The organism is Campylobacteraceae bacterium (assembly GCA_013215945.1).
In the GTDB taxonomy this organism is placed as follows: Bacteria; Campylobacterota; Campylobacteria; order Campylobacterales; family Arcobacteraceae; genus NORP36.
Map to the genome: position 1 here is coordinate 82,234 of JABSOM010000002.1, position 13,883 is coordinate 96,116.

The window sequence follows — 13,883 nt, forward strand, 5'->3', positions numbered from 1 at the left end:
CGAGTAGTAATAATTAATAGGACCAAATCATACTGTTGAAGGTTGAAAGCTCTAATTGTACTAACGCTCCATGCGTTAAAACACCGTAAGCAATATCGGGATTTTCAGGATCAATCATCATTCCTCCCATATTAATTTTGTTTGCATTTCCAAGGGCACCATTCATATTAACACTTCTTCTAACCCCATAAACAGATTTGAAAATAGGGTCATCAAAATCTTTTGTATCAGAAGTTATAGGTTCTCGTCTACCAACTCCTAATTCAACTATTGCATGTGCTCCTGCATTATTCCCCGTAGCCATTACAAAACCACGACCATCTTTTTCCATATAAACCATTCTTGTATAACCCATCCCACTATATGTTCCATTTTCAAAAGTTTCTAAGGAACGAAAACCATCTTCGATTACGAAAGAATACATATCTCCTTTAGATACCCCTAAAATCATAGGTCCATATTCTTCATCAACATGATAGAGCATACCTTTGACGGGAAACTGTATAAATTTACCTTTTCCAATATGTTTATATGCGGATGCAGATTTTTGTTTTCCACCAGGATTATGCCCTTTAGCATTACCCCAAACAGACAATGGTGTACACGTTTTAGCATCTGCACTTATTTTTAAGATAGCATCACCTGCTCGTATATCATGCATGGAAAGATAAAATTCATTTTTTGGCCCCATAGCAAAAGCTAAAGCCATGATTTCTACACTACTTTGTTTTGGATACTTTCCATTGGGTCTGTAACACTGACCATATTTTTCATCTGCTTTTGGAGAAAACTTTTTATTTTTTGCTTTCCAAACGAGCGAACGAGCACCTGTATCTGGGTCGATTCTAATTATTTCTGTTCGTTTACCTGTAGATTCACCAGAACCCCCTGCTAAAAGGTAAATCATACCATCATTACCCCATTTCATAATAGATGCACCCGTTAGGGGTTGTTTTTTATGATTTTTTCTTAGTCCATCGGATAAGTATCCTGAACCATATTCTTTCATTCCACGACGCTTATCGGGATAAAGCCCTGAGACCACTCGTCTGTTTTTTGTATCTATATTCCATGCAACAATAGTTCCCGTACTTTGATAGTTTGGATTGGTCCATTTAATGACTGAAAAAAATTCACGTGTTTTGGGACGAAAAATTCCACCTGTCCATCTTGTTCCACCTTTTTGTTTTTTCCAAGCATCAAATTTAGGTCCTTTCCCATATTTTACAGGCCACCTTGTTTTCATTTGTTTGTTTGGGTTAGAGCAGTTAATGATTCCTTCTTCTGGATCAACGTTTTTATCCTTAGGATTTAAATACCTATGTCCCGTACCAGTTACTCGACAACGACAATCGACTTCAAGTTTTGTTTGAAAAAGAATGTGCTCTGTATAGGTACCACAAGCATAGTTGTAATAAGGACTTTTTACATTAGTACTTGAGCGAATACATTGTGCTTTTCCATTATCTAATCTTTTATCTTGTCTACAACTTGAACCATATTGACACTGTTCTATGGGAGTTTTAGGATCAGATTTAAGAGCTACATAACTGTTATTATAAAGGGTAGTTCCCCCTAATGAACCTGGGTAAACACAGCGTGTAGGTTCTGATTTTGGAGAAGAGTTAGCAAGAACATTATTAAAGAAAATGACTTGCAAGATGATTATCACAGCTAAGATTTTTAGTACTAAGTTGTTTGTTTGGAGATTATTCATTGTAATCCTTTTTATTGCAAGGACTCTATCCTTTTAATGTAACAAAGATGTAATATTCTTGTTAGTAAATATTTTTAGATACTAAATTATTTGTAATTTAAGAGCTCATACAAAGTGACCTTTGCGCTTTTTTCTTTTTCTTAATTGTCAGAAAAAGAAACAAAAAGAAGCAACTGACGAGTTGATAAAGCCCTTCGGGTTCCTAAATATTTTTATTTCTTAGCTAGGATATGAAACTCACTACAATGTGCTAAAGAGCACATTGCTTACGCTCAAACAGTCATATCCTTTTTCCGCTAAAAAATAAAAAGATTTAGCTTTCTCAAAGTCAGGGAAAGAGCCGTTGGGAATGTAGTTATTTATTAGATTTATTTCTTTCTTATAGTTTTATATTTCAAGAGAAAACATTATTAGTAAAATGTGGAGCGGAGATTCTGCCTTTGTTGAAACAGAGTGTTTGTTTTTTCTTTCGAAACAGCCCGAAACTGTTTGAGTGTGAAGAAATATGCTCTTTAGCATATTTTAACGAGTTTTGCAGGGCAGAAAGAAGAAAACAATAAGGGAAGGTAGCTTTGCTTTCAACAACGTGGCAGTTGCTTTCTTGTTTCTTCTTTTCAAGAAAAGAAGAAAAAAAACGAATGCGCTAGCTTTCACGAGCTCTTATTTTTGACATCTACTTTAAAAAAAGTAGATGCCTATACTTTTAATACGGAAGCAAAACGGCTTCAACAACCTTATTTTCTTTATAAGAAAGTTTCAAAATATTATTGCTGTCATTTGCTTTTTGCGTATCATACGAAGCATCTTCTCCAAAATACTTATAGGCATTATTAGCCGTATCCCAATGTCCAACAACAAGATGATTTCCACCTCTTTTTAATAAAACTTCCATCAACGCTTGCGTATTCTTTTTATCATATATTAATACTTCTGTATTAATACTAGCTGCCATAGGTTGTGCAGTATTATTTGCTCTTAAAGATTGTGTAGCATATACTGCTTCTATTCCTAAGTCTTTTAAATATACAGCAAGTTCTTGCGCTCTTTTATTCCCTTCCATAGTTAAGCTTGGGTCATCTCCCCCTTTTTCTTTTTGTGCATGTCGTACAAAATAAATTGTTCCAGATGTTGTTTGTGTCATCACAGATGTGCTTTGTTTTTCTGAACAACTTACAAAGAATACACTTAAAGCAAATACAGCAATAAGTGAAAATATATTTCTTTTATTTTTCATCTTCTAATTCCTTTTTAATTTTAATAGTTTATTTTATTCCCAAGGATAATAACACAAATAATCTTATAAATGATAACTATTATCAATAATAAAGAAATATTATTAATTTTGAAATTTACAAAAACTGTGACGCAAACTGTGACACCTTTTTGTTATTATTGTTTATAAAGACGAATAAATACAGATAAATTATTTAATAAAGTGATTTTATTGTTATTGAAATGTTATTTTTTAATAGTAATATTGATTTTGGATAAGGGAATAGGGTTTGTGTTTTATTATAATAAAACATGAAAAGATTAGTGAAACTCTTCTAGTATTAAAAAATATCAATAAATTTTCTTTTTTTGATGTATGTTTGGGAATGATTAGCCTATGTGGTCAAAGAATACTATTTAGTACTTCATAACGCTCAAGTAAGATGATATGTGTAATTTCATGAAAATTAGAACTTCGCTGCAGGTTAAGGAATTACGAATAGGAGATATCTCAATTTATGTTGAGATAATTAAGAAGATATAAGGAGTACTATGAACGAAAAAGATTTAACAATAAGTTTTTTCCAAGGAACTGATAATTTAATCCAAGATAATGAATTAGGATTAAAACAAATAAAACAAAAAATAGCTGATTTATCTAATATAAAAAATATAAACTTTTTATTTGGTGCTGGTGTAAGTTCAGGTTCTATTCCTACAATGAAAGAAATGGTAAGAAAGATTGAAAATAATTTAGAAAATGAAATGCTAGTACTTTTTCAAGAATTGAAATCTAATAATGATGAAAACTTAGAAAAAATGCTAGGTGTATTATACTCTAGAAGAGCAGCGATATTAGGTGTGGGGAAAGATATTACTTTTACTAATTCATTAATTGAAGTTATTGAGAATCAAATATTTAAAGAAATAAATATTGATGTTGAATCAAAAAAAAATAATTTCGAATTGTATAAAAGCTTTTATCAAAAAGTAACATTTAGAAATAAAGATTTAAGTAGAGTTAATATTTTTACTACCAATAACGATTTATTTAATGAAAGGTCATTAGATAATCTTAATATAAATTACAATAATGGTTTTGGTGGAGGATTAAAACGTTTTTTTAATCCTGCGAGGTTTGGATACACATATTCAAGAAAAATTGAATCAAGTATTGAAAAATTTGAATCATTAGATAACATGATTTATTTATATAAACTTCATGGCTCAATTAATTGGATTGAAAAAGAAGAAAATTCTCTTTTTAATATACAAGAAATAAATATTGCGAATACAGATAGTCGTCCTAAAGATGGTGTCTTAATATATCCAAATCCTTTAAAACAGAACATAAGTCTTGGTGCACCATATTCTGATTTAATAAGAGAACTTCAAAAAAAATTATTACTTCCTCATAGCGTTCTATTCATAGTTGGATATAGCTTTAGCGATGAACATTTAAATAATATTATTTATCAAGCATTATCTTCAAATTCATCTATTTCGATTGTAATTTTTGGTGATTATTCTGATAAATCAATTTGTAAAATAGATGATAAAAGAATATATAAAATCTTTGGAAAAATTGGGAAAGATACAATTCATTACTTTGAATATATTGTAAATCACTTAATTCCAAATTTAAATGAAGATAAAGAAAAAAATGTTCTAAAAGACTTTATTGATAAATTATCAGAAGTAGAATCTTCTAAAATTAAAGAATCATAATGAAAGTCGGAAAAATCATATCAATCAATTTCAATCAATTTAAAGTAAAGATATTTTCAGAAATTAGTGGTGGCTCTGTTAATTTAAATGGTGATGTTTACTATTTTGGAAATATAGGTAGTTACTTAAAAACTATTAATGCAGTAGGTGAAGTTATTATTTGTGAAGTTGTTTCAATATTTGATTCTGATTTGTATAATGAGCACAAAGCATTTAATGTTGATGGACATAGAGAACTTATGTTAAAACCAATAGGTACAATTAATACGGAAAGTAAATTTTCTTTAGGTGTTGGTATATATCCTAGTTTATATAGTGATGTAAATATTGTTAGAAATGATGATATGAAGATTATTTTAAATACTGTTGCTTCTAGTAAGCCAACAAAAATTCATAAAACTTTTTCATTAGGTACTAGTAAAAATTTAATTAATTATCCAATTGATATTGGAATTGATGCATTTTTTAATATTCATTCTGCAATTTTAGGAAATTCAGGAAGTGGAAAATCAAATACTATTGCACATATAATGCAAAGCATATATCATAAAAAAGATAATTCTGCAGTTGGTTCTCGTTTCATTATATTTGATGTTAATGGTGAATATAAAACAGCATTCCCAAAAGATTTAAATAAAAATCTAACAATAAAATATTATAAGCCAAATATAAAAAAAAGTGAGGAAAATGATTTTGATACTTTTTATATGCCCCACTTTTTATTATCTCTAGATGAATGGAGTGCTTTTTTATTAGCTACTGATGCAACTCAAAGACCTTTTTGGAGTAAGGTACTGCAGGAATCATACAGATTTTACAAAATATCAACATCACAAGGAGAAGAGTCTAAAAAATTTATTAATTATTTAAGATACAAGCTTTGTTCATTATTAAATAGTGTTTTATCTCAAGCTGATACTGATACTTCAAGAATTACAACTGCTGGTGCAGTGATTTCAAATATACAAAATATTATTAATAGTGATTCTAAATTGTTAGAAAAATGTAAAGAGGAGGGACTACTTAATGATATTAGTATTCTTCAATCAAACTGTACAATTAATTTTGGAAGTAATAATGGACTATTAATTAATGAATTAAAAAAAATAACAAAGAAAGTTAATTTTCAAGAAGTTCAGGTTGTTACCAATGAAAGAATTAAAGAAGGAGAATTCTTTGATTATAGATTTTTAAAAATATCTGCAGAAATGACCTTACTCGAAGAGGATGCAAGAGGTAATAAGCAAATTAGGGGTTATACCGCAACTATGTTAACAAGGCTTGATTATTTTCTTGAAAATTCAGATTGTAACTTTATGAGAAATCAACCAGCAGGAGTTATTAATTTAAAAACATATCTAGATAATCTTTGGGGCTTAGATAAAAATATATTTAATACTCAATTAATTATTATTGATACAAGTGAATTAGGAATTGATATTTTGGAAACTCTAACGAGTGTTGTTTCTCGACTTATTTTTTCAGAAAGAAAAGAATTAGAAAATGACAATAGAAGAAAAAAGCCTATTCATTTAATCTTAGATGAAGCGCATAGGTATATAAAAAAAGATTCTAAATATCTACTAAAAGAAAATATATTTGAAAGAATCGCAAGAGAAGGGCGTAAATATTCACTTTATTTAATTATTTCATCTCAGAGACCATCTGAACTCTCGGAAACAGTTCTTTCCCAATGTTCTAATTTTATTATTCATAGAATACAAAACGAAGTAGATATGCGATATATAAATGCAGTTTTACCATATTTTTCAGAAGATTTTACAAATAAAATTAAGCAATCTCTACCTGGTGAAGCATTAGTTTTTGGCAACTGTGTATCAATGCCTTTACATATTACAGTACATCCTGCTAACCCCGAACCTAATAGTAAGAATTGTAAGATTGCAAAAGAATGGTTTTTAAACTCGGATGATGAGTTATGATTAAAAATATTTTTATGTTCGGTTTATTCTTCCTTTCATCATTATTTCTAATACTGTTAATGACTTGGGGAATCGGACTATTAAACATCGCTTCATTTAATGAAACTCAGTTAAAATCACTTCAAGTTTATTCAAGTTTTTTAATTCCAATTATTACTGCTTTTATTGGTTATTATATTTTTAAGATGAACAAAAAATTTGAACATACAATCCTGCTAAAAACAAAGGTTATTGATAAAAGAGTGGAGTATTATTCTGAGGTTGCGGATGAATTAAATGATATCTACACATATTTAATTAGAGTGGGAAATTGGAAGGTTAAAAGTCCAAAAGATATTATTGATTCTAAAAGAAATGTTAGTAAAATCATGCATAAAAGTAAGCCTTTCTGGAGCAAAGAAGTTTTCACAGCATATAGAAACTTTATATTATCGGTGTTTTCAACAAATAATGGAAATAGAGAGGATGCAAAAATAAAAGCAGAAATTGAAAAGTATGGAGCCTTGAGAGAAGATGAAAAAAAGAGATTTACTAACATTAAAGTTGAGGAGTCTGAAATAAAGCTAAAATATTCCATATTGGAAAAAGCATTTTCTGAAGATATGGGTGTTATGTAAAAATAGAAAGAATTTGAAAAGGTGTCAGGTACTAATTAGTAAGCATTTAGGGATTTTACCGAATTCCGGGGACACGATACCAAATTATTTGAATAAATGGGGACAGAATAAATGGGGACAGGCACCTTTAATTTAAACTAAGAATAAATGAAATAAATGGGGACAGGCACCTTTAATTTAAACTAAATAAATGAGGACAGTCACCTTTAATTTAAAATAAGACAAAAAAGAGCTCATCCAAAGTACCTTTTTGATTGTCATAAAAAGTAAAAAAAATATTTATAAGGGAATTAATATGCAAGATATTTTAAGTAAAACTTTTGGAGGATTATCTAAAAGATATTATTTTAGGCAATTGTTTTTTAGTCTGGTGTTATTCTCATTGGTGATTTATTTATCATTTAATGGTAATAAAACATTAGACTTTTACACGATTATTTTCTTTGTGGTTAATGCAATATTATACCCGTACTCTAGATTTGTATATGAAAGTATTATTGAGTTTATTTTAGGAGATAATATCTTCTTCGTTAATGTAATATTTGGAAGTATAGTTAAATTACTAACGATGAGTATTTGTTGGTTTTTTGGAATAGCTATTGCTCCTCTAGGTTTAGTATATTTATATTTTTACCACAGTAAAACAAAATAGAAATTTACTTAAGAATTCTATGCACACGATATTAAAGAGCTCAAAGAAAGTAACTTTTGCACTTTTCTCTTCGCAATTTAAAAATGGCACTAGTTTTGTTGAGATTTAGTAAAAAATAGATAAAATATTTAAAAAGTTCCTCTTTTTGTCAATAGTAATTAAAATAAATATATTAAAGGAATTATTTGGGTTTAAATTCAGCACATGATGGATATACATATCAAGATTTGTTGATAAGTTATTTCATATTAAATGATATTCTAGATGGAAATAGAAAATCAATTTATTCTATTGATAAAAAACATACTGTTGGACGATATGTGTCAGTAGAAAAAGATAAATCTGGTAAGTTTAAAGAAAAGAGTGTTCCTGATAGGTTCGATGATTTTGTGATATTTAATGAATCATTCACTAAAAGAATGCAAATAAAATATAGTAATGAAGATAATAATAGAAATTTTATTAAAAGTGATTTTGCTAATGATAAAAAAGGTTTAGGACTTTATGAGCTTTACCGAACATGGCTAGAATTAAAAAATAATACAGAAGAATTTAGGCTTTGTTTAGCTTGGAATAAGCCTATTGATGTAGATATTATATCTGTTTTAAAATCAACGAGAGAAAAATCTTCTTTTAATAGTTTTATAACTACGAGATATAAAATTGATATTGATAAGCTTTGGGAATTTAATTCTTTACCTTCCTCAAATTGGGTTAATCTTAGAAAGTTCATTAATGATTATAATATAAATAGAGAAGATTTTTCTAATTTTTGTGATGATTTAATTATTGAATTAGAATTTCCTAAAGCTAGTTTAGATTTTGACTATCCAAATAATTTAGAAAAAATATTAATTGAGCAAGCGAACAAGTTAGGAATAGGATTTTATCCAAATGAGAATAGGACAATTAATGATTTTCTAAATACATTAGCATACACAATAAATAAATTAAAAGGTAATAAAATAAATGTAAATGTTTTATTACAAAAACTTGAGGTAATAACAGATTTTGGTAGCATTGAACAAAAATTTGAAATAGATGAATCAAAAAATATTAAAAGTAATAATATTTTTAAATCTTTTTATGAAGAATTAGTATCAAATCGTTCTATGTTACTTATAGGTGATCCTGGAAGTGGTAAATCTTGGTTTTTAACAAATTTTATAAACTATTTAATGACGAATTCTAAATATGTAATTCGTCATTATTGTCATACTAGTGTTGAAGATGAATTAGCGGATAAAAGAATTGAGTCCGATGTTTTTTTTGGAAATTTAATTAGTGATTTATTAAATAGAATACCTTCTTTACAAAAATATAAAAATAATTATATATCAAATTTAGGGGAATTAAATTTTCTACTTTCACATGTTAGAGACGAGTTAATAATTGTTATTGATGGATTAGATCATATTGATAGAATACTAAAAAAATCTAAACAACTATCTTTGGAGAAGACGAGAATTATAGATTTTATATCAAGAATAAACTTACCAAATAATATCTTTATTGTATTGGGAACTCAACGAATTACGGAAATTGAAGTTTTAAAAGAAAGTTATGGCTTTAGTGAATATATAATTCCAAAATGGGATAAAGATGATACTGAAAAATTAATGAAAAAATATTCTTTGGAAAATGAGACTGTGAATTCTAAATTATTATCAGAAAAAATACTTGAAAAAAGTGAAGGAAATGTACTTTATACAACTTATATTTTAAAAGTACTTTGCAATAAAACTGTTAATTCTTCAATAATTGATGACTTTCCATCTCATAAGTTTAATTTAAGTGGATACTACGATTATTTAACGAATCAGATCCAAGATAATAATACATCTGAAGTATTGTCATGTTTAGAATTTAGTGTTAATATACAAGAATTGAAAGAACTCGTTTATTACAAAGGACATCTAGAAAACAACTTGAAAATTTTATCTCCATTAATCTCTGAAAATAATTCTAGAGGTGGGATACGACTTTATCACGATAGTTTCCGGCGATTCAATATGGAAAAACTTGAATCTAGTGATCACTTAAATACAATTTATTTAGATATTGCAAAATGGTTAGAAAATAAGGGCTTTTATAAATTTACCAAGTCTTATCATTATTTATTTAAATATTATATAAAATCTAAGAAATTTAATAAAGTAAAAAAATATGCAAAGATAGATTTTTTATCAAAAAGTTTACTTAATGGGTATTCCAAAGAATTGATTAAAAATAATTATGATAAGTTTTCTTATATAGCAAGCCAAACAAAAGATTGGAGTCTATTTATTTTTATAAGTGAATTAAATAGAACGATTAATTCATCTTTATCTGAAAATTATGATGAGTTTTTGCAAAATTTTAAAAAATATTTTAATTTAATTATATCATTATATGGTACGCAAAAAGCATATGATATGCTCTTTTTTGAAGGTAAAAAAGTCTTTAATGATGAAGATACGGCAAAAGCATTTTATTATTTATATAAAAATGGAATGTCTCTTGATTGGAGAATACTAAAAGTATTTCTAAAAAATAATGCTAGATTAGATACTTATAAATATCGTATCTGTCTACTTCTAAATACCAATAAATTTGATTCATGGATAAAAGTAAAAAAATATTTTTTAGTACAAGAGAAGCATTTTAATTATTTGAAAATTGTAATTGAAGAGCTTTATTATAAATTTGGTATCAGCAAAGTCATAGATTTTATTGATTCGGTTGAGGTTAATGATAAAGATGAATTACTTTATAGAATAAACAATATTTTGGAAAATATTGCTTCTACAGAATTACTCTTAGTACATAAAAAATCTAGTAAAATGAGGTCTAATTTAAATTATAAAATATTTTATGAAGGTAAGTATATAAAAAAACTTAAAAACATCAATTCTTCTAAATTATTTTTAGTATATAGAAAACCTAGTAAAATGCCGTGCAAATTAAATTATGAAATATTTTATGAAGGTAAGTATATAAATAAAAATGAATTAAATACTTTTTTAAATTTATTAGAAGAGCATGCAAATTATAATATAGAAGAATTAAAGAAACTTAGTAATTCTTTGGACACATATGATTTTTCTCTTGCTTGGCTAAAATTTACAATAAATGTTTATATTTTGGAGTCTGAACTATCTTTAGGCAATATGCATAAAGATGATGAGTTTGAAGAGCAACTTCTTAATAATTTTAGAATGTTAAAATGTTTTACAAATTGTACTAATTTACACCATGAACATAGAAGTATAATTCAAAAATCAATTTTTAGAATGCTTAAATATATTAAAAATAGTTGGAATGAAGTAATTGAAATAATTAACTTTTTGAAAGATTCATCTTATAAACTAGAGTATTTCTTTTATATTGGAATGTTAAATGATTATGAATCGAATGAGAATAGAAAATATCTAATTAGAGAATATGAAAGTATATTAGATGAAAATTTGAAAAAAAGTGATGGCTATAGTTTTTTAATTGAATCTTCTTTTAGTTTAGCATTATTATATAGCCACAATGGAGAGGATAAAAAAGCAAAAAATCTATTTAAGAAAGGAATTTCTTATATAACAGCATATACATTCAGAAAAGATACTACTTTATATGAAATAATTAATCCACTTAGTGCTATTTCTGATATAAACAAGATAAAAACAGAAAAATACATAAAAGAACTTTTAGCATTAAATTTAACTATTGAATCAAATAGTGAAAATGGGAAAGGGATTAGGTGGTTGTATATTGGATGGTTTGATCAACTTTTACTAGTTGATAGAACAAAAGCTATTTGTTTTTTGACTAATAAACTGTTAGAAGATGAATATTACTGGAAACATGAGCATATGTTTACAAATTTTGTCACTTCTGTAAAAAATATTAATCCAATAGTTTTACTTTTTCTTCATAAAGTGTCAAATAAAGAAGCTGATGAAAATTATATTAAAAGTTTTGCTAATTCAATTTATTTAATAAAAGATATTGATAAAGAATTATCCAAACAATCTTTAATATATCTTCTTAATATGAACTCATTAATAGAAAATATTAAAATCAAAAATAATCTAAATGTTTTAAAAAATAATTTAAATGTTTCTAAAGCAATTAATTTTAAAGAAAAAGAAAGAAATTGTTATTCAATTTTTACTAATACACTTATAAATAATATAAATGAGCAATTTAATATTGATGAATTATCTTCATGTCTAACAATAGAACAGCTAATTAAATATTTTAATAAAAAAGAAAAAATAACAAATAGAGAATTGCTTTTTTTAAGAATATATATTAATGAAATAAAAAAAGATGATGTAGAACGTCTTTTAACTTCAATAATTCAAAAAAGACTTGTTGGAGTAAAAAAATATTATGAGAACCTAAGAGAATTAGTATTAGGTTTTAACTGTAAAAAGAAAATAAAAGTTTTATTATTAATTAAAATTTTTGTTTATTCCCAAGATGAGTGGTTTGAAAACTTTATTAACAAGCAATCTTTTTGTGATGCTATTCGTATAAACAAAGAGCAATCACTAAAGTATTTATCAAAAGAATTACATCAAAAATTTAGTAAAATTTACTATAATAGTCAAAGCACTTCAAATCTTATAATAGCATTTAAAGAAGCAAACATTGAGAGCGAACAGATTATGAATATGTATAAGCAAGGTTTTTCTTTTATAAAGTCTAGAGTATTAAATATTAAGGAAGTTCATAATAAGGTTTTCGAGTGTTCATATCTTCAATATATGAGTATAGATGAGCAGTCAATTGTATTATTATTAGTTAAATTAAAAAACTATTCTAAGTCAAATCAAGAAGATATTCTATATGCTCTTAATTATTTAATTTCTTATAATAACAACTTACTAATAAAACCATTAAAGTGGTTTTTTAATAATTTAGAATATTTTTCTCAGTTATCGGTATCAGGTGTTTTAGAAATATTAATTATAAATATAAATATTCATAGTGCTTTTTTAAAGATATTACGTAATGATATAATGAATATTAGAGATATAGAAAATATGTATTTGCAGAATAATTTAAATCTTCTACTAAAAGAGTTAGAGAATGTATGATGAAATAATTGATACAAATGATTATATTATAAGTTTAGATAATAAAAGTATTGATGTATATGAAATGAAAGAAAATATTCAAAATAAAATTGATGCAAAAAAAGATATATTCAATTTATTTTGGAATAGAATACATAGTATTAGTTCTCCAAATATTAACTTAGAAAATATAATATTTGAAGAGGCTAATAAATTTATATATTTAAAATATAAAGATCAAATAGAATTAGACATTATATTAAAACAAGATTTAAAATCTTTAATTGCAACAAAAAATTCACTAATTCAAAGACCTTCTTTTTTACGTCCTAGTAAATTAGGAAATAATATAGAAGTTGATTTCACAGAAGTGGGTGAGTATGTTAGAATCGCTAAATTTGAGCATGAATTAGTAGTCAATGATTTTGGAGAAAATAGACAACAGCACATTGTATTTGAGGGAATAACTCCACTTGAGAAAGAAAACCCATTCTTTGAATATTTACCTTCTTCTTTAATTTGGTTGGATGCTTTTTATTATGGAACCGAAAGAAGAATAATTGGATTTTGTAAAAAGTTTAATTCAATTGAAAGCAAATATCTTATTTGGATAGATAGTATTAAATTAGAACATTTAGGTCTTATATTGGATAATTATAACAATGGTCTTAGAGCACTAAATAATAGAGGTGAAGTTGTACTAAAATTTGGATATTGGAAAGAAAATTTTTTAAATAATTCAGCTTCATTTACAAATTTAGATAATAATATTGCTAAATTAGAAGGTTGTGAATTGTTATTAAGACGCGATTATCTTAATTTATTAAAAGCATTAATTCCAAACTTAAAATATGTAGTTATGAAATTATAAGAAATAAGGGTTTGACCCTAATTAAAATAACGGGGACATGCACCTTTACTTTGGAATAAGATAAATATGAGCTCATACAAAGTAACCTT

The 13,883-nt window shown here is 26.3% G+C and carries 8 protein-coding genes; 6 read left to right on the plus strand and 2 right to left on the minus strand.

Annotation, left to right across the window (positions count from 1 at the left end):
- Positions 1-13: 13 nt before the first annotated feature.
- A complete protein-coding gene (locus HRT41_02415) occupies positions 14-1,717 on the minus strand; it encodes a hypothetical protein (GenBank protein ID NQY22859.1) in 1,704 nt (567 codons plus the stop codon).
- A gap of 703 nt (positions 1,718-2,420) precedes the next feature.
- A complete protein-coding gene (locus HRT41_02420) occupies positions 2,421-2,951 on the minus strand; it encodes a histidine phosphatase family protein (GenBank protein NQY22860.1) in 531 nt (176 codons plus the stop codon).
- 530 nt (positions 2,952-3,481) lie between these two features.
- On the opposite strand from HRT41_02420, the gene HRT41_02425 reads away from it, so the two are divergent.
- The 6 genes from HRT41_02425 to HRT41_02450 all read left to right on the plus strand — a co-directional run bounded on the left by HRT41_02425 (position 3,482) and on the right by HRT41_02450 (position 13,794).
- Complete coding sequence (locus HRT41_02425; protein NQY22861.1) at positions 3,482-4,657, plus strand: SIR2 family protein; 1,176 nt, start codon at positions 3,482-3,484, stop codon at positions 4,655-4,657.
- A complete protein-coding gene (locus HRT41_02430; GenBank protein ID NQY22862.1) occupies positions 4,657-6,600 on the plus strand; it encodes an ATP-binding protein in 1,944 nt (647 codons plus the stop codon). Before HRT41_02425 ends, HRT41_02430 begins: the two co-directional genes overlap by 1 nt.
- The gene (locus HRT41_02435; protein NQY22863.1) at positions 6,597-7,217 is read left to right on the plus strand and encodes a hypothetical protein; all 621 of its coding nucleotides are present in this window, start codon (positions 6,597-6,599) and stop codon (positions 7,215-7,217) included. Before HRT41_02430 ends, HRT41_02435 begins: the two co-directional genes overlap by 4 nt.
- 295 nt (positions 7,218-7,512) lie before the next feature.
- Positions 7,513-7,869, plus strand: a complete 357-nt coding sequence (locus HRT41_02440) for a hypothetical protein (protein NQY22864.1) — start codon at positions 7,513-7,515, stop codon at positions 7,867-7,869.
- A gap of 185 nt (positions 7,870-8,054) precedes the next feature.
- Complete coding sequence (locus HRT41_02445; GenBank protein NQY22865.1) at positions 8,055-12,944, plus strand: ATP-binding protein; 4,890 nt, start codon at positions 8,055-8,057, stop codon at positions 12,942-12,944.
- Positions 12,937-13,794, plus strand: coding sequence for a hypothetical protein (locus HRT41_02450; GenBank protein NQY22866.1), 858 nt, complete (start codon positions 12,937-12,939; stop codon positions 13,792-13,794). The genes HRT41_02445 and HRT41_02450 overlap by 8 nt, the downstream gene beginning before the upstream one ends.
- The last annotated feature ends 89 nt before the right edge of the window (positions 13,795-13,883 follow it).